Source organism: Shewanella sp. W3-18-1 (genome assembly GCF_000015185.1).
GTDB lineage: Bacteria > Pseudomonadota > Gammaproteobacteria > Enterobacterales > Shewanellaceae > Shewanella > Shewanella putrefaciens.
In genome coordinates, this window is the sequence record NC_008750.1 from 3,211,020 (window position 1) to 3,230,038 (window position 19,019).

General features: G+C 42.1%; 15 protein-coding genes. 6 read left to right on the top strand and 9 right to left on the bottom strand.

All coding sequences use genetic code 11. The features are described 5' to 3' along the window. Nucleotides 1–7 precede the first annotated feature (7 nt). The 5 genes from SPUTW3181_RS14610 to SPUTW3181_RS14630 all read right to left on the bottom strand — a co-directional run bounded on the left by SPUTW3181_RS14610 (nucleotide 8) and on the right by SPUTW3181_RS14630 (nucleotide 6,729). Nucleotides 8–1,846, bottom strand: coding sequence for a M1 family metallopeptidase (locus tag SPUTW3181_RS14610; RefSeq protein WP_011790077.1), 1,839 nt, complete (start codon nucleotides 1,844–1,846; stop codon nucleotides 8–10). Nucleotides 1,847–2,311: 465 nt separating this feature from the next. Continuing rightward, nucleotides 2,312–3,283: a PstS family phosphate ABC transporter substrate-binding protein gene (locus SPUTW3181_RS14615; RefSeq protein ID WP_011790078.1), complete on the bottom strand. Its 972-nt coding sequence runs from the start codon at nucleotides 3,281–3,283 to the stop codon at nucleotides 2,312–2,314. Nucleotides 3,284–3,509: 226 nt separating this feature from the next. Beyond that, nucleotides 3,510–4,808 (bottom strand): phosphate regulon sensor histidine kinase PhoR, encoded by a 1,299-nt coding sequence (gene phoR / locus SPUTW3181_RS14620; protein WP_011790079.1) that lies wholly within the window; start codon nucleotides 4,806–4,808, stop codon nucleotides 3,510–3,512. A 79-nt stretch (nucleotides 4,809–4,887) separates the two neighbouring features. Beyond that, nucleotides 4,888–5,577 carry a phosphate regulon transcriptional regulator PhoB gene (gene phoB, locus SPUTW3181_RS14625; RefSeq protein WP_011623460.1) on the bottom strand — a complete coding sequence of 230 codons (690 nt, stop codon included), beginning with the start codon at nucleotides 5,575–5,577 and terminating at the stop codon, nucleotides 4,888–4,890. A 186-nt stretch (nucleotides 5,578–5,763) separates the two neighbouring features. After that, nucleotides 5,764–6,729, bottom strand: a complete 966-nt coding sequence (locus SPUTW3181_RS14630) for a porin (RefSeq protein ID WP_011790080.1) — start codon at nucleotides 6,727–6,729, stop codon at nucleotides 5,764–5,766. A gap of 291 nt (nucleotides 6,730–7,020) precedes the next feature. On the opposite strand from SPUTW3181_RS14630, the gene rdgC reads away from it, so the two are divergent. Then, nucleotides 7,021–7,935 (top strand): recombination-associated protein RdgC, encoded by a 915-nt coding sequence (gene rdgC, locus SPUTW3181_RS14635; RefSeq protein ID WP_011790081.1) that lies wholly within the window; start codon nucleotides 7,021–7,023, stop codon nucleotides 7,933–7,935. An 81-nt stretch (nucleotides 7,936–8,016) separates the two neighbouring features. Here rdgC and SPUTW3181_RS14640 read toward each other — a convergent pair whose 3' ends face one another. Then, nucleotides 8,017–9,828, bottom strand: a complete 1,812-nt coding sequence (locus tag SPUTW3181_RS14640) for a M61 family metallopeptidase (RefSeq protein WP_011790082.1) — start codon at nucleotides 9,826–9,828, stop codon at nucleotides 8,017–8,019. 134 nt (nucleotides 9,829–9,962) lie between these two features. Between SPUTW3181_RS14640 and SPUTW3181_RS14645 the strand changes: the two genes are divergently transcribed. The 5 genes from SPUTW3181_RS14645 (at nucleotide 9,963) to SPUTW3181_RS14665 (ending at nucleotide 16,600) form a co-directional block, all read left to right on the top strand. Then, on the top strand, nucleotides 9,963–12,134 hold the full coding sequence (locus SPUTW3181_RS14645; protein ID WP_011790083.1) for a tetratricopeptide repeat protein: 2,172 nt from the start codon (nucleotides 9,963–9,965) through the stop codon (nucleotides 12,132–12,134). A 152-nt stretch (nucleotides 12,135–12,286) separates the two neighbouring features. Continuing rightward, nucleotides 12,287–13,843 (top strand): sensor domain-containing diguanylate cyclase, encoded by a 1,557-nt coding sequence (locus tag SPUTW3181_RS14650; RefSeq protein ID WP_011790084.1) that lies wholly within the window; start codon nucleotides 12,287–12,289, stop codon nucleotides 13,841–13,843. Nucleotides 13,844–13,898: 55 nt separating this feature from the next. Continuing rightward, a complete protein-coding gene (gene ppnN / locus SPUTW3181_RS14655) occupies nucleotides 13,899–15,254 on the top strand; it encodes a nucleotide 5'-monophosphate nucleosidase PpnN (protein WP_011790085.1) in 1,356 nt (451 codons plus the stop codon). A 21-nt stretch (nucleotides 15,255–15,275) separates the two neighbouring features. Beyond that, nucleotides 15,276–16,064: a flap endonuclease Xni gene (gene xni / locus SPUTW3181_RS14660; RefSeq protein ID WP_011790086.1), complete on the top strand. Its 789-nt coding sequence runs from the start codon at nucleotides 15,276–15,278 to the stop codon at nucleotides 16,062–16,064. Between the two features lie 110 nt (nucleotides 16,065–16,174). Beyond that, nucleotides 16,175–16,600, top strand: a complete 426-nt coding sequence (locus SPUTW3181_RS14665) for a DUF3192 domain-containing protein (RefSeq protein WP_011790087.1) — start codon at nucleotides 16,175–16,177, stop codon at nucleotides 16,598–16,600. Between the two features lie 148 nt (nucleotides 16,601–16,748). Here SPUTW3181_RS14665 and SPUTW3181_RS14670 read toward each other — a convergent pair whose 3' ends face one another. The 3 genes from SPUTW3181_RS14670 to SPUTW3181_RS14680 all read right to left on the bottom strand — a co-directional run bounded on the left by SPUTW3181_RS14670 (nucleotide 16,749) and on the right by SPUTW3181_RS14680 (nucleotide 19,014). After that, nucleotides 16,749–18,251, bottom strand: coding sequence for an IS66-like element ISShes9 family transposase (locus SPUTW3181_RS14670; RefSeq protein WP_011790088.1), 1,503 nt, complete (start codon nucleotides 18,249–18,251; stop codon nucleotides 16,749–16,751). 80 nt (nucleotides 18,252–18,331) lie between these two features. After that, nucleotides 18,332–18,682 (bottom strand): IS66 family insertion sequence element accessory protein TnpB, encoded by a 351-nt coding sequence (gene tnpB / locus SPUTW3181_RS14675; protein ID WP_011790089.1) that lies wholly within the window; start codon nucleotides 18,680–18,682, stop codon nucleotides 18,332–18,334. Continuing rightward, the gene (locus tag SPUTW3181_RS14680; protein WP_014611559.1) at nucleotides 18,679–19,014 is read right to left on the bottom strand and encodes a hypothetical protein; all 336 of its coding nucleotides are present in this window, start codon (nucleotides 19,012–19,014) and stop codon (nucleotides 18,679–18,681) included. The genes tnpB and SPUTW3181_RS14680 overlap by 4 nt, the downstream gene beginning before the upstream one ends. Nucleotides 19,015–19,019 lie beyond the last annotated feature (5 nt).

Here is a 19,019-nt window from a genome sequence, read left to right on the forward strand (position 1 = left end):
CTCAAATTTATGGGCATTTTAACGACTTATCCAACTGTACTTGAATCGATGGATGATACCCTTTACGAGCTTTAGCATAAATTTCTTTTAATTCGGTATCATATCCAGCAATTTGTAGTTCTGCATAAAGCGGTCGCACAAATTTACCTCGGCCAATGCGTATCAAATAAGCACTTAAAGCTGGCAAAACTGGATCATAGTGATTACGAATTGCCACTCTAAACCAATCACAGGCAATTTCTGCATTCTTAGATTGGGTGAAATGAAAAGTGTCATCAAGATCCATCAGTTGGACTTGGGTCAAAACTTCAGGTAATTGACTCAAAAAATATTGCCAGTGGTGAACTCGCCAACCTTTAACGGTTAAATGACTTGCCGCTGTCCCCTGTAAAAAACACGCCAGTGCATCATCCACTTTATCTAAACTCGACGAAGTTGGACCTCTATACCATTCTGGTAAGCCTTCACCATAAACCCACTCAAGCAGCTCTACTTCACTTATTTTATCTGGATATGTTTGTAATATGGTTGCTTGAGCATAAGTGACAAACTCCTCGGTCGTGATGGCTTTAAAAGCAAAATGGCTCACATATTTGATTAAAAATTTATCGAACTCAATCCTTCCGAGTCTATGTTCTAGATCGTGAACAAACATGGAAGCTTTATCATAGGTAAAGCGATTAAACGCAAGATTGGGATCGTCCAGTTGCACATTCGCAGGTAAGGTTTGTTTGTATTTAGGTAACGAGGTCATTTCCTCTTTTAGGCGGCCAAACTCTATCACCCACTCTAATTCAGCCTGTTCTTTACCATAAACGGCTTCGACAATTCGATTGGTAAAATAGGTGGTAAAACCTTCGTTTAACCAAAGATCCCGCCAAGTTGCATTGCTCACTAAATTCCCAGTCCAAGAATGGGCTAACTCATGGGCAACGGTTGACACCAAACTTTTATCCCCAGCAATCAAGGTTGGCGTTAAAAACGCCAATCTTGGATTTTCCATTCCACCAAAGGGAAAACTCGGTGGCAGCACTATGATGTCATAGCGATCCCACACATAGGGACCTAGTAATGCTTCAGCAACCTCGAGCATATGTTCGGTATCATCAAATTCGGCAACGGCAGCCTTAAGCATACTGGGCTCAGTATAAACGCCACATCTTGGACCTATTGCTTGGAAAGCTATATCTCCTACAGCTAATGCCATTAGGTGAGTAGGAATGGGCTTTTCCATCTCAAATGTAAAGGCGCCTTCTAATGGGGTTTCTGGATGATTCATGGCACTCATTACAGCACGCATCCCCTGTGGTACATGTACCTTAGCGTCGAAGGTAATTCGCACTTTTGGGCTATCTTGCAGTGGGATCCAGCTACGAGCATTAATGGGTTGCGATTGACTAAAGAGGTAAGGTTGTTGTTTACCCGCGGTTTGTTCTGGCGTTAGCCATTGCAACCCTTGTGCATTGGGGGATGTTTGGTATTCAATACAAATCTGATAGCAAGGAGTGCGAGGTAAACGAATACAGAGTTTTTGCCCTAGGATTGGATTGTTTTCTTGGAATTCAAAATCAAGGAACTCTACATTAAGGGGCTCTGCATTAACGGTTGTCACGGCAAGTATGGTTAAATCTCGAGTATCAAGCCAAAGCTCTGCAACATGTGATTGCACAAAGTTCAATGACAGTGTCGCTTTACCCGTAAGGCGCTGAGCATAAAAATCCACCGATAGCTCCAAAGAGACATGGGTCACTTGCACCTGTTCGCTATTGGCAAAAGAATGATAATCTCGGGTCAGATCCCAATCGGTATTGATAAATAAATGACTGTGTGTTGATTCTATCGACATCGCCTCGATAACCTGTATTCACTGTAGCAATTAAGACACATTATCGACTGCAAATTTAGTCAGACGCAAATGGTATGATCAGGATGTATCATCGGATTTTTGTAACTAAGCATATTCTAGGCATTTGCCGTTTAAGGGGGGTAGGTTGATAAAATGCTGTTGTAGAAAGCACCTATTACGCAGTATTAATCTTTTTATATAAATTTTTTTGCTCTTTGTGTGAACTAATTTTCAAACCTTGAGTCAGATATTATGAACCGAATCTTTGCAATGAGTTTCTTCGTTCATCATCATTCTCCTTTAGATGGTTTCTAGCGCGATCATCCCGGTATTCCGATTTGGAATTTATAGCAACCTACTTAGGTTGCTTTTTTTTATACCTTCGTTTGTACTTAAATCTTTCTCTCAAAGCCTCCCCATAAAAAAGGACCTCCGAAGAGGTCCTTAAGTGTGATACGACTTAACTTACAAGCGAATACCTAATTGCTCTAAATCTTTAGCAACAACGCTTTTGGGTAAAGTGACATAACCGTCTTTCTCTACCACTTGCTGACCTTGCTTAGACAGCACGTAACGGATGAATTCTTTTTCCATTGGCGCTAAATCTTTGTTTGGTTGTTTGTTCACGTAAACATATAGGTAACGTGATAATGGGTAAGTACCGTTAGCCGCATTTTCAGGTGTCGCTTCGATAAACTCATTGCCTTTCTTGGCAATAGGCACAGCTTTTACACCTGCTGTAACATAGCCAATTCCAGAATAACCCACAGCATTAAGTGATTGAGATACTGATTGCACTACCGAAGCAGAACCGGGCTGCTCATTCACGTTGGCTTTGAAATCACCTTTACAAAGAGCATGTTCTTTAAAATAACCATAAGTACCAGATACTGAGTTACGGCCGTAGAGTTGAACATCTTTTGCTGACCAGTTACCGTCAAGGCCTAAATCACCCCAACGTTGGATATCACTGCCACCACATTTGTGCGTAGAGGAGAAAATACCATCAACTTGCTCTGCAGTTAGACCTTTAATTGGGTTGTCTTTATGTACAAACACAGCTAAAGCATCAATTGCTACGCGAATTTCTGTAGGCTTATAACCATAATGCTTTTCAAACGCTTCAATTTCGTTGGGCTTCATCTTGCGGCTCATAGGACCGAACTGTGAAGTTCCTTCTGTCAACGCTGGTGGCGCTGTAGAAGAACCAGCAGCTTGAATTTGGATATTAACGTTAGGGTACATGTGCTTAAATTCTTCAGCCCATAATGTCATCATATTGGCTAAAGTATCCGAACCTACAGATGATAGATTGCCTGATACGCCACTTGTTTTCTCATAAGTAGGCAGAGATTGATCAATCGATGCCATGGCAGTGGCAGAGAATACACCAGCGGCAGTAAGAGTCATCGCGCCGACAAGCTTTTTCAGTTTCATTATATGCTCCAGTAGTAAGCTAACTAATTTCTAACTAAGTTTCTTCAGACGCAGCCAGTATCAATCGCTACAATGACAATTCTATGTCTGTGATGTGACACTTAGATGACAATGTCACATTTTTATATTTTTTTTAGTTCACCGTCCTGCAAAGGTGAGATAGACAAAATAAAACAGGCCGTAATGGCCTGTTTTTATTATTAATAAATCCCATATTTTACATATGCTATTTCTTGCGTTTGATTAAATGCAGCGGGATCACAAAGCTAAAAGTACTCCCTTTTCCCACTTCACTTGTAATCGTTAACTCACTATGGTGGTGATTAAGTGCGTGTTTAACAATCGCCAGCCCTAAGCCACTGCCGCCGGTTTGGCGAGAACGAGCACTATCGACACGGTAAAAACGCTCCGTTAAACGGGCAATGTGTTGTGGTGCAATACCTTCCCCCGTATCCGTCACACTAAAAAGCCCGCCCGTTGCCACACTTCGCCACTGTACGGTAATTTTGCCGCCAGGCTCTGTGTAGCGAATAGCATTAGAAATTAAATTAGAACAAGCACTTCTAAGTTGTAACTCATTACCGTGTGAATCGAGTCCTGATTCACAGTAAAAACTCAACTCATACCTATCTTGAGCAAGTGCTTTCGCTTCTTCTTTAAGGACTTCCATTAATTGCGACATATTAACGGTGTTCTCTAAATTTATATCTGCCGCATCTTCAATTCGCGAGAGCACTAATAGCTGTTCGACCATGGATTGCATGCGTTGAGTCTGCTGCTGCATTAGTGCCAGCGGCTTGACATTCATCGAATCAGGCTCTGCCATACTTTGCATCATTTCGAGGTAGCCCTGTAACACAGTGAGCGGCGTTTTAAGTTCGTGTGACACATTAGCGACAAACTCTTTACGCATTCCCTCTAGCTGACGTATACGAGTAATATCCCGCGCAATTAATAACAATTGTCTGTCACCATAAGCCATGATACGGATTTCAAGTAAACGCTTATCCGATACAGGCGAAGGTAACTCCAGCGGTTCTTTATATTGTGCACTTTTGATATAAGCGGAAAAATCAGGATGTCGGATTAAATTATCGATTCGTTGACCATTATCCTGCGGCCACACAAAACCGAGAATCAGTTGCGCTAACTTATTACACCATAAAATATTATGCTCAGAATCAAGCACCACAGCAGCATCGGGTAATGCTTCAGCTCCTTGACGGAATCGTGCTAAAAGCGCAGCAAGTTGCCCCACTCTACGGCGGTTTTTTCCCTGTAAGCGATAAATACCATTAAACACGCCCTCCCAACTACCGCTCCCTTGAGGTGGAGTGAGTTTTTTGTCTCGCCACAGCCAAAAGTTGAGACGTGTCAATTGCTGGTAATGCCAACACAGTAAACCGAGCAGACCAACAACGAGTATCCAGAGGGGCTTCCCTACCAATAAACCAATTAGCAAACAAAGCAGTAAATACACTGCCAAGCGCGTAAACAACCGGTACCCTGAATAAGAGTTAAACATAAATAAACCCAGACATCAGGCTAAATAAGAGAAGGACAAGATAGCCTAAAAGGCTACTTGTGCCTATCACTCATCAGCACTATATGCGTGTTGAAAAACGATAACCTGCACCACGAACCGTTTGGATCAAGCGATCATGACCAGACTCTTCAACGGCTTTACGAAGTCGTCTGATATGCACATCAACGGTTCTGTCTTCAACATACACATTGGTGCCCCATACATTGTCGAGCAACTGTTCACGGCTATAGACGCGTTCAGGGTGTGTCATAAAGAAGTGTAATAAACGGAACTCAGTCGGCCCCATATCAAGAACAGTATCACCCACACTCACCCTATGGCTCACAGGGTCAAGCAATAAGCCTTGTACATCAATGGTTTCTTCTAAACGAGTCGGTGCACTGCGACGCAATACAGCCTTAATACGTGCGACCAGCTCTTTTGGGGAAAAAGGCTTAGTAATGTAATCATCGGCGCCAACTTCAAGGCCTTTGACTTTATCTTCCTCTTCGCCGCGGGCGGTTAACATAATGATCGGAATTTGGCGGGTGAATTCATCTTGCTTTAAACGTTTTGCCAATTGAATGCCACTTCCGCCAGGAAACATCCAATCTAATAAAATCAGATCGGGGTAAGGCTCCTTTAGCAGCGCAATGGCCGAATCAAAATCTTCCGCCGCAGAGGTGGTAAACCCATGCTGTTCCATTACAAAAGTCAGCATCTCACGGATAGCTAACTCGTCTTCTACTATCAATATCCTTGCAGTCATAAGTGATTTTCTGTCAGTGAATGTCAACACGACTATTATTAGTCATTTTTATTACAGATTTATGAATAAGCGCACTATTTAAGCCATACAGTAACAATATTTGTCACAATAAGTTTATATAACTGTTTGTTTATAGCAATAAAAAAGGAGGCAACATGCCTCCTTAATTGAGTCTTAATGCTGAATTTAGAATTTGTGTTCTAAGCCAACACCTATATATTTGTCATCATCTGTAGACGCTTCTAATGAACGGTTCGTGTAGAAAGCGAATAGTTTAGTTGGTTTACCTAAGCTGTAATCTGCACCTACTGACCATGAATCACCAAGGTCTTCCATATCTTGGAACTGTGCTTTTAACGTCACAGCATCAATATCATAGGCAGCGCTTAACAGATAACCATTAACACTATCTGTGGAGACTTCAACAGGTAAGTTAGTTGAGTCTAATTTGTAAGTTTGTTCTTGTTGCTGGAACATACCGCCCAATTTAATACCTGCTAACTTAGCTTGTAATGTGGCACGAACAATCTCATATCCTGACACATCAGAGTCATAGGCAATAGATGCATAAACGGGAGTTTTCTTCAGCTTTGCATCACCATACATGGCCGCTAAACTAAAGCCGTCTTGAGCAAATTGATCTTTTACAGCATTTCCTTCGGCAACATAGGTCACACCAAAGACAAAATCACCCATTGAAGGCGTGAGGTAAGTCGCCGTTTGAGCTGCGCGAACTTCACCCTTGAATAGTTTACCTAAGTCACCAGAAAGATCGTTGAATTGGTCAACATCACCTTGAGAAATTTTCAACAGGGTATCATTACGACCCACTGAGAACGAACCAAAAGCACCTTTCAAACCAACAAATTGATTACGTGCAGTAAAGTTATCGCTTGATGCATTACCAGTATCAACTTGATATTCCACAGTATAGAAAGCTTCAAGCGAGCTAGACAGCGCAAAATCGCCCTTCACACCAAAACGAGAAGCATTACTTTGAATAGTTGTTGTAGCATCACCCTTCTCATCATTTGATTGAGCGGTGACATTCAACTTACCATAAACAGTCAGTGGTTCAGCGGCATAAGCTGAAGCCAGAGTTGTAGAAGCTAGCGCAGAAGCAAGTAGAGTTTTACAAAAAACGTTCATCATTTAATCCTTTCGACGTTATGTTCGTCTTGGTTATTGGTTTGGAACGACCGAAAGTGTGCAATGAATCTGTTTCAGTTTTATTTCAAGTGTGACAACTTAGGTGAATACACGGAAAAATACGTCAGCAATAAAAATTAAATACCATTAATATCAATAATTAATAACTTAAAAACCGGAATGTTACAATTTAATGAATTCTGCATTAGCCCTTAGATTAAGCTATTGCGTGTAGGTTTACCCCGCCCCAACTATGCCGTAAACTGCCACTTTATTTTCCTATGAGCGCCTCTTATGTGGTTTAAAAATCTTACTCTTTATCGTTTTAATAAACCTTTTGCCGTCGAAACTGAAGCACTTGAAACCGCACTTGCAGATTTCACTTTCTCCCCATGCTCAAGCCAAGACATCAGTAAATTTGGGTTTTCCAATGCCTTAGGAAAAAAAGGCAGTTCCTTGGTACATAGTGCCAACAATCGCCATTTAATTTGTGCGACTAAAGAAGAAAAAATGCTCCCAGGCCAAGTCATCAAGGAAGCACTTGAAGAAAAAGTGGCTCTCATTGAGGATGAAGAAAATCGAAAACTGGCAAAAAAAGAAAAAGATGCTCTTAAAGATGAAATTATCACCAGTTTGTTACCTCGGGCATTTTCACGCCGTAGCCAGACTCGCGCACTGATTTTACCAGAGCTGGAAATGATCCTCGTTGATAGTTCAAGTGCCACTAAGGCCGAAGAATTATTAGCGTTATTACGTAAAGCTCTCGGCAGTTTGCCAGTGATCCCCTTAAGTTTTAAAGCGCCTGTTGAATCCCATTTAACCGAATGGTTAAAGAATGGCAGTGCACCATTACCCTTTGAAATGCAAGATGAAGCAGAGCTTAAATCAGAAGCAGATGAAGGTGGCATTGTACGTTTTAAGCAACAGGATCTAAAAGAAGATGAAGTGCTCGCTCACTTAGCGACGGGCAAACAAGTTCATAAATTAGCCCTGCACTTTGGTCAATCCATCGCGCTATTGCTGCAATCGGATGCTAGCGTGAAACGTCTTAAATTCTCTGAAGAATTTAGAGCGGGGAACGATGAAGTCGGTACTGATGATCCTATGGCACGTTTAGATGCTGATTTTGCATTAATGGGTAGCGAGTTAGTTGCCTTAATGCACGCACTTGTATCAGCCCTTGGCGGACTAGAAGAAACACAAGACTAACTCTTCACTTAATAACGAGTACATGATAAAAAAGCGCGCTAAATTAGGCGCGCTTTTAATCCAGATAACAACATAAATACGTTAGATTTTAACCGCTAATTCGCCTCGATTATCAAAAGGCCACTCAATACCCAACCATGCCTTAAAGAACGCCTTTTGCTGCTTAGTTGCATTAGCATTGCCCTTTAACATCAGCATACCACTTTGTTGCTCACCCAGTTTCAGAGTCACTTGCTTGATTTTATCGTTGCTAAATAAGGTTACTTCAATGCTATCGCCAGCATTAAAATCTTTTATCCGTTTATTAAAGCCTGTAGCTGTTACCTTAAGACCATTAATCGCGAGGACTTCATCACCCGCGACAATGCCCGCTTGCCATGCGGGACCATTACGCAATACTTGATCTAATACCAAAGATCCATATTTACTGCTTAAGGTCATGCCCGCAAATGCCTCAGCTTTGGAATCCTTTCCATAGGACATAACCAAACCAGCCTGTGCTAACAGATCTGGGTAATCTAGGCTTATAGGACGATTCACATTAGCGTGCCACCAAGGAGTGTAATCTTTACCTGATAAATCTTTTAGAATTTGCTGCACATCATTGACCGTATATCCCTTCGGCACCCGATGATTTTGATATAAACGACGGTGCACATCACGGTAAGAATGCTTCAGTTTAGAGTCTTCGAGAAGTGAGAAGTCTAAGGCTAAAGAGGTTAAGTAGCCCTCGGAGTAAATATTCACACTGTGATTAATCGCATAATCGCCACCCGTACTAGTCCATTGCCCCGCACTGGCCTCGGCGACAGACTGAGTTTCTCGCCCTGGATTAAGTTGGTTTTTTTCAATACGTTTGGCTAAATCGTCGAGAAACTCTTTTGGTGTCATCACACCTGCCCGAAGGAGTAACTGTCCTTGGAAATAGCTAGTTGAACCCTCGGCCATCCATAATAATTCCGTCATATTTTCATGCTGGTAATCATAGGGGACGAGCCCATCAGGGCGATAAGCTTTGACATTCCAAGTGTGGATAAATTCGTGGGATGCCGTACTAATAAAGCGTAAATAATCCCTACGTTCCCGAAAACTAAAACGGGGTAGCTGAATAATAGTGGAGTTTAAATGTTCAGTCGCCCCACTTGCGCCACTGGTAGCATGTACCATATAAACATAACGCTCAAAAGGATAATCGTCCCAAATGGCTTTTGCTTGACGGCTTAATGCTTTTAAATCCTTGACTATTTTATCGACGTTGTAATTTCCTTCTCCCCAAAAAACAAGCTCATACTTTTTCCCATCTGCACTGAAGTTTCTATGAGTACTGATGCCTGTTTCAATAGGAGAGTCAATTAACACGTCATAATTGGGCGCAATAAAAGAATGGGCTAAATGACCAGAAGCCATTCCCGAATAGCTTTGCCATGTTTTAGGCACTTTTAACTGCACTTCAACGGGTTCAGCTCTAAATTGCGGACTGTACATAAACACACCACTGGCATCTAAAAACGCATGACTGGCATCAATATGACGAACCCGTTGATCTAATTCATTAGCATATAACTGGTAAGTTACCGTTACACGGGTCGGTTGTTTGAGCGTAACTTGCCATTCACCGCTCGCCGTGCGCTTCCATGGCAGTTCATTACCTTTACTGTCTTGAGCGCTAAAGAGGCGCACGCCATCGGCTAAAGGTAATACTTGATATTTCCCCGTACGCCACACAGGAAGATTAACGGTAAAACTGTGACCACTCGTCTCAGGAAACATGACCCTAACATGTGCCAAATGCTGCTCTGGCTGGCTTAAATCAATTTCATAGTTTACATCAGCAAATACACTGGCTGAAAAAAATCCACTTAGCATCAAGATTGATAATCTGTTGGGTTTCACTCTTGCTTCCTTCTGTTATTATGCTTCTTATAATTTCCCCAAGTATAACAAGTCGATGTAGCAAGCTCATTAGTCGCTAACAAAAGCTAACAAAATATATTCCTTGCCCTAGGAAAGATGAGATCAGTATAAAAATGCAAAAAATTATTGTTATTTTATTGACGCTGTTAATGTCGGTTTCCTGGAGTGTTCAGAGTCGTGATCTTGAATCTGAAGAAGTTGAACTGCGTGAAACACCGCAAAACATGTACGACACCCTACATAAATCGCTCTCTTTCCCTATTGTCTTTAAAAATCGTGAACAATTCGAGCGTGTAGCCCAAGAGCAAGGTTATAAGCCAGCAGAATTTATGCATCTTTTGCAATTACTGGCACGACTTAATATGGAACCCAATGTTAAATCTAAAGTTGGAGTTCAAGATGCAAATGCCATCATAGCGCTACTCGCAAGTATTGCCGAATCGCCCTATGAACAAGCCTTTGTTGCTATGTTGAAGGGGAGGTATATTGGTCGAACAGAACAAAAGTATCAAGAAGCAATAACCCTCTATAACGAGGCGCTCAGCCGTATCAATGACAGCTTTGATATTGAAGCCATGCTGCTTAAGCACACCATTCACGAGCATTTAGGTGGTTTACATTTAGTCATACGCCAAGATGTTCCCGCCTTAATGCACTTTCATACCTATCGTGATATCGCCTATAAGCTACGAAATGATTATCTGATTGCTGCTGCGGAATCAAAACTTGGCCATTATTACAATAAAAATCAGCAACTAACTAAATCATTACAACATTACAGTGAAGCCATTCGGCTCTCTAACCGCTCTAACTATCCCTCAATGAAAACCCACCTACAGCTGCAGTTAGCCAAGGTTTATCGTGATTTAAAGCAATGGGATGAAGCGCTGAAGAATGCCCATGAAGCCGCTGACGGTTTTAAAAAAATGGGCAATGATACTTATCTATCGAGTTGTATGACTGTCATCGCCATGGTGTACGGTGAACAAGGAGACTGGAATAAGGCTATTGATTACTACCTTAATGCCCAGCAATTAGATGCTAAACGCGGTAACTATATTGCCCAAGGTCTGAACTACCATAACCTTGGGCAAGCCTACTCAAATATCAGTGACAACACGAATGCCTTAAAATATTTATTAATGGCAAATCAAATCTTTCAAGAAAAGCAAAGTCATCATTATTTAGTGTATAACGAATTATTGATTGGTGAAGTAGCCAAAACCAATCAGGATTGGCCATTGATGATGAGTCATGCCGATAATGCATTGGTGCTTGCAACCGAACTAAAACTGATGGACGAGCAAAAATCCGCATTAACACTCATCGCCCTCGCGGCAGAAAATTTAGGAGAACAGGGTAAAACCATAGAGACACAAAAGCAGATCATTGAATTAAGTTCACAAGAGCAAAATACAGATAAAGCCCCATCTGTATCACCATCAACGCTCGCAGAGCAGCAACTCAAGCTTGAACTTAGCCTGTTGCAAAATAAATTTAATGAAGCTCAGCAAGAAACCAAAAACACCTATAAGCTATTGGTATTATGTGGTTTTATTCTGGCATTATTTATTATCATTATGTTGATACAACTCAAATCTCGCCGCCAAATCAAAATCGAAAATAAAGCGTTAGCACAACTCAGTCAGCAGGAAGCTTTTACCCATCACCTAGGATATGCGGCTTTAATTGCACATTTAAGCCCTGGACATTTAAACCAAAAACAACCATCAACAGCCGCACTAGGCTTAATTGAATTTCCAGAGCACGTCACGACTGATCTTCACTATGGCCAATACTTTGCCAATACCATAAACACTAAATTGGCGGCCCTAATATCTGATGCACTATCCCTACCCGTCTATGTTATACGTCAAGGGGTATTTGCCGTTCGATTCAACCATGGGATAGAACCAGAGCAAATTATCAGCCAAATTCGACAGTACCTCGATAGACAAGCATTGATCCAGACGTTTAAGCTCGGATTTATTAACTTACCTCTGCTGGTTAAATCAGAAATGAAAATGGCGCCTCAACTTCAATTTGAGACAGCGCAAATGGCCCTCGCCTGCGCGCGTAGCATACCAACTCAAGGCGATCATTATGTCAGTCTTAGAGCACTCGATTTTGTACCGCCAACGCTCTTTGCAAATCCGCTCTTTTTACATCTCGAGAAGGGCATTGAACGCGGATTGATCCGCGTGGAAACCAACGCAAATAAAGACGATATCCATTGGCCTTGCTGGGAAAATAACCAATATAGACAATTACTGGAAAATATTTGATCAATATCAGTCATTAATCACGGGGACACAGCCAAATCGCATTTGCACTCTACTGTCATTGTTATAACATTAGTAGCATATCGACTTCACAGCTAATCTGGACATAGGATCGTCATGCTTTTTAGCCTTGCAGAGTTAGGAAAATACTCCGGATGAAGGATTCAAACGCAACCGTTTCACAACTTGCATTATTACAACAAAAACTTCACTCGGCCAAACTCGCCTTAGATGAAGTCAATGAAGATAGAAATGCCAAGTTACAAACACTACTCCAATTTATTGGCCATTTAAGCCTAGCCTGTAAAGGGCAAAACCTTGAACTGGATAATAAGCTCGCTAAACTTCGCCATAACTTAAGTACGTTTGAGCGGATCGATGAGGCATTGCCAGAATTAGTGGATGTTGAACGCCTATTAAAAGGCCAATATCACCATGTGATGGTACAACTCGAAGAAAGTCGAGCGGGATTAGCCCAAGTGGTTCGTCAGATCCAACGCGTTAACTCTGCACCCGAAAAACTCAAAAAAGAAGTTAACTATTTCAAGCAGGATCTTTCCAAACCTTTCCATACAGTTTGGGAATATATTCCTAAAGTTAAACAAATTATTGGCTTTTACGAAACCATATTACAGCAGCAATTTAGCGAATCAGAAAAGCTTGAAATTCTACCTAAGCACAGACAACTTGCCCATGAACTAGCCCACATGATTTCGGAAATTGAATTCCGAAAAGATCAACGTGATCAGGTGTTAGTCATAAAGGAGATGCTGGCTTCCGATATAGAAATCGATAATTTGCTCGAAGCTTATCAAACCATTTTATCTTTATTGCTTGATAACATCGCACGGGAAAAGTCGGCATCCCAAGAATTTTTATACGCCTTAAATGATGCCCTAGCCGCGGTACGGGAAGTGGTCAGTGAATCCTACAACCACACCCAACGCAGTTTTCAGCTAAAAACACAGTTAAACAGAGAGATCAATACTCGGGTTGATAACGCAGGAGCAATCATATTAGATGTTGAAGATGTGGTTGATCTTAAAGCAAAGCTTACCGAACAGTTAAACTCGATCCGCTCGGCATTAGCCCGTAAAGAAGCCTTGGAACAGAGGGAACAAGCACTGTTGCGTAAATCCATGGAAACAATGCGCAAAGAACTCAATGAACTCAGTACCGAAGCAAATACCTATAAAGAACGGTTATTCGAGCAACAAAAACTCAATTTATTAGATAGCTTAACGCAATTACCTAACCGCGCAGCCTTAGAAGAACGCATGGAGTTGGAATACCGTAACTATCAACGTCATAAGAGTCCATTGTGGGTGGCGGTTGCCGATATTGATCATTTTAAAACCATTAATGACAGTTTTGGCCACAGTACGGGTGATAAGACATTGCAGGTGATTGCGATGGCACTTAAGAACTCCCTACGAGATACAGAATTTGTTGCACGCTACGGCGGTGAAGAATTTGTCCTCTTACTACCCGATGTTGGTAACGGTGATATTGTACAACTTTTAAACAGAGTGCGTGAAAAAGTAAAAAACATTCCATTTAAATTTAAAAATCAGAGAATTACAGTTACAGTATCCATAGGGGCTGCACAAGTTATGGGGAATGAACTCATACATGAGACCTTCGAACGCGCCGATGCAGCACTCTATAAAGCAAAACATGAAAGCAGAGACAGGGTTGTGATTGACGTATAGTTAAGACCGACTATACGCCTCCTCTTATCACTCCTGTCAAACGAAGGAGTGATAAATGATAGTAAAAGTTAGCCCTAAAGGTAGCATGGATCAGCTTTCACAACTTGAAGTTGATCGCCTCAAAAAAAGCGCAAAAAGCGCATTGTATCAACTGTATCGTAACTGCTCACTCGCTGTACTTGCCGCTGGTTTAAAAACCGATAATTCTAAAGCCCTATTTGAACAATACAAAAACTTTGATATCAATGTCCTACAACGGGAACGCGGAGTTAAATTAGAACTCATCAATCCACCCGAACAGGCTTTTGTCGATGGCCAAATTATCACGGGTATTCAAGAACATCTGTTCTCTGTACTCAGGGATATTCTTTATATTAGCGACAAATATGAAACCCTAAAATACATCAATCTTGCCAATGCCAGCCATATTACTAACGTTGTCTTTGATATTCTGCGTAATGCGAGAGCCATTGCGCCAATGAAAGATCCTAATGTGGTCGTTTGTTGGGGTGGACACAGCATTAATGCCATCGAATATCAATATACCCGTGAGGTCGGCTATCAACTCGGACTGAGAGAACTCGATATCTGCACCGGTTGTGGCCCAGGAGCGATGGAAGGGCCAATGAAAGGTGCCGCGATTGGCCACGCAAAACAACGGATAAAGAATGCCCGCTATATTGGTTTGACAGAGCCTAGTATTATCGCTGCCGAGCCCCCTAATCAAATTGTCAATGAACTGGTGATTTTACCCGATATTGAAAAACGCTTAGAAGCCTTTGTACGCCTCGGGCACGGTATCATTATTTTCCCGGGTGGCGCGGGAACGGCTGAAGAACTGCTCTATATTTTGGGCATTTTACTGAATAAAGAAAATCAGGAAACGCCCTTCCCACTGATCCTCACAGGTCCCACGGAAAGCGCCGATTATTTCATAAAAATAGACGAGTTTATTGCCGCAACCTTAGGGGATGAAGCACAGAAAAAATATCAAATTATCATTGATAATCCCGCAGAGGTGGCTCGGGTAATGAAACAAGGTATGGAACAAGTCAAAGCCTACCGCAGAGCAACAGGCGATGCGTATCAATACCAATGGGCATTGAAGATTGAAGCGGAGTTTCAACTGCCCTTTATCCCAAGCCATGATGTTATGGCCAACTTGGATTTACACTTAAACATCGACAAAGCAAAACTTGCCGCCAACCTACGAAAAGCCTTTTCGGGTATAGTAGCGGGTAATGTTAAATCGGATACAATCAAACAAATAGAACATTTGGGTCCCTTCCAATTGAAAGGTGATCCAATACTGATGGATATGATGGATAACCTGTTGAGTGCGTTTGTGCAGCAACAGAGAATGAAACTTCCCGGCACAGCTTATGTACCATGTTATCAGATAGTTAAATAAGGTCGTTAGCAAACCAAGCCAATGAATAAGTTTTTAATCATCGATGGTCTCAACTTGGTTCGCCGTATTTATGCGGCGATCCCCAATGAGAACGATATGGAAAGCCTTAAGGAGCGCGTCACTTCGGCATGCACTAAATTGCTGCGCGTCCACCACCCTTCCCATATAGCTATCGTGTGGGATGGAGATGAAATTTCATGGCGTAAACAACTTTACCCCGACTATAAAAAAGGCCGTAAACCTATGCCTGAGCCACTTGCACAGGGACTCAGAGCATTACAGGAGCATTTAGCCACACTTAATATCGCCTCTATCTATGCCGCCGCAGAAGCCGATGATGTGATTGCCACTCTTGCGGTGAAAACGGCTAAAGCACAAGGAGAAGCCATAATCGTTTCCACTGATAAAGGCTTTAGCCAGCTCAATCATCCACGCATTACTCAGTGGGATCATTTTAATCAGCAATACCTAGATATTGCTGCATTAGAACAAAAACTGGGCGTTGACCGTAGCCAGTTTCTCGATTTAATGGCGCTGGCAGGAGACAGCGGTAACAAGATCCCGGGTATTGCAGGCATAGGTCCAAAATCGGCGGCAGAACTTTTAAAGACCTTCAGGACATTAAGCACACTCTTTTCATCATTACCTAACTTGGGCGCTAAACAAGCGAAGAAACTGGCCGAGGGTAAAGAAATGGCGCGTCTCAGTTATAAGCTGGCGCAATTGCAAACGGATTTGCCTCTCAATATCAATTTAAAAGACTTCCGAGCAAACAGCACACCTCATCCAGCCCCCAATATAGAGCAATAAATGTATTGTTAACACTAAGTTGCAATAAACACATTTACCTTGGTGTAACAAAAGCGTATTTTATGGTCGAACTAGGGCGATTCATTCGATGAGGAAAGGGATTAGTTTAAATGAAATCAAAAACTTCAGTAATTATCGGTAGTATTTTTGCTGCTTATGTTGCGTTTGTGGCCGTGATAGTCCTCGTATATGAACCCACTCCCGATGAGATGAATTGGGAAGATAGACAAGCCTACTTGAACCAAAAAGTTAACGATCTAACCCTAGGGCAAGATATTACCGAAGTGAGAGCAATGTTAGGCAAGGCTGATTTTTCAGAGGCTAAAACACTTGATACACACCAACTTCAAGTGCTTTTTTATCGTACTCACCATGAAAAATCAGATGGAATAACAACGAAAGGGGAATGTACTCCGCTGATATTTAAAAATAATAAACTTATCGCTTGGGGGACTGATACTTATAAACAGTACCTTGAGGCAGGGACAGATACCAGCTTAAATACCAGTAATGAAGCTCGTTTAGCCAATGAGTAATAGATGCTTGAATCTATTGAATAAAAACGCCACTGAATAAGTGGCGTTTTTGGATCATACTCAATATCCCGAGGGCAAGACTTTATTCACCAGTCTGATATTCTATATAGGCTTCACCTTTACTGAGTAAGCGTCCGGGCAACTACACCTATCTTTTAAAATTCCATGGTAACAGGCTGTCTATATCCGGTGCTGGTTGGCACAGTTCATTAAGGCAAGCCATGATGTAATCAAATGGCACTAAGCCATTAACCTTTGCGGTTTCCACAATGCTGTAAAGCGTGGCACTGGCATGAGCCCCATTAGCTGTCTGACTGAATAACCAATTTTTTCGACCAATCACAAACGGTTTTACCGCTCGCTCTGCACGATTATTATCAATACTCAATCTGCCATCATCAACATAACGAATAAGTTTGTGCCATTGATTAGCCAGGTAATTAGCCGCCTCTATCAGTTTGGTATTACCCACTAAATTCGGTTGGTTTTGCTCAAGCCATGCTTTTAGCTTGTCCAGTATAGACACACTGACTGCTTGTCTTGTCGTGTATTTATCATCCGCACTTTTATCTTTAACGCGTGACTCAACGCCGTACAGTTTTTGGATAAGGCTCAATACCACATCCGCTTTGCCGGTTTTATTTTTACCTTGCAGCTTTTTGGCTTCAATAAATTTACGACGCGCATGCGCCCAGCAGCCAGTTAAGGTTGCCTGTGTTTTTTCATAAGCTTGATAACCATCTACGTGCAAGTACCCTTGATATCCATCAAGATAATTAACCACGCACGCGGCCGCGCGACTATTGTGAAAATCGTAAAGCACGATATTAGGGATAGGATTATTCGGGTCTGGTGAATCTCGACCTGAGCAATACACCCACATGTAGCTGTTCACTTTATCGGATTTCACCACCTTTAATGGCGTTTCATCGGCAAACAGCGTGGGCTGCTTTAACAGTTCGGCTTTAAGTCGCTCAACTAGTGGCGCGAAGAGTGCGGCGGATTTGTCTATCCAGCTGCTCATGGTCTGGCGACTGAGCTCAATACCGTATTGCTTGAACATCGCTTCCTGGCGATAAAGCGGTAACCCGTATTGGTATTTACTGGTGATAAGCTGACTGAGCAAACTGCTCGTCGCGATACCTTTATTAATCGGCATTGCAGGCATTGGTGCTTGTTTTATTGGCGTATTCGTCGAGGATTTATCACAGTGACGGCACGCGTATTTAGGCCGAATGTGCTCAATGACTTTTATTTGCGCTGGGATAAACTCAAGCTTTTCTGACTTATCTTCACCCATTTTATGTAGCTCACCGCCACAGCAATCACAGGTTTTATCTTCAATGTCGTGGATAACTTGCTCACGGGGTAAGTCTTTTGGCAGTGGCTTACGCACCGGTTTTTTGCGGGTATAGCTAATGGATTGTTGCTCAGCCTCAACGGCTTCAACAATCTCTTCTACTTCATTGAATAACTCGCCTTGCCCTACAAAGCCTTCAGCACTTTTGCCAAATTGTTTTTGTTGGGCCAGGCGCCAGCGTTCTTCTAGCGCAGCTATTTGCGCATCTTTTTGTAAAGATAATTGCCGCTCATTTTCGAGCAGTTTTTCCAGTTCAGCAATGCGCTGTTGAAGGGCGAGTACATTTTTCATGACGCCTATTTTAAGGCGTCACCAGCGGGTTTCCAGTGCTAAATGAACATCCTTTGATGATCATCAATCGATCGCAAATATTAAAGTAATTGCTTACCTGCTATATCAATTTTACTGTGGCCAATGACATCATAACCCGACAATAACCAGTGTAATTGTTGCTCGGTTAATGTCATGGTGGGTGACATGAGTTTGGGCCATTTGAACTTATGCTTATCTAATCGCTTATACCACAGCGCAAAGCCGGTATTATCCCAATAAAGCAATTTGAGTTTGTCACGGCCTTTATTACAAAAGACAAATAGCGCACCACTGAGCACTGGGAGTTCAAGCTCTGCTTCCACTAAGGCGGCTAACCCATTAATCGATTTTCGAAAATCGACCACATCGGCACATACATAAACGGTGGGCACATCAACAAACATCTTCATGCCATTAGCCCTTTAATAATGGCAACGATATCGGTCGTTGCTAAATCTGCAGGTAGGGTGAGTTGGCCGGTGCGGGTATCAAACTGCAGTGTATTTTGATGAGTGTGCTCGCAGACGTCAGTGGTGGTTTGTTTTAGTTGAATAAAGCGTGATGATGTAGCGCGCGTTGGTAAGGTTATTTTTTGCTGGTTCTCAGCCTGTAAAGCACGTTGTTTATAATAAGTGGTAATCGAGACATTATGATGTTGGCAGAATTCAACATTAGTGCCACTAAACGAGCCGCGTTGTTGAAGTAGCATCTGCCACTGAGTAGTTGTTCTGTATGTTTTCATCACCT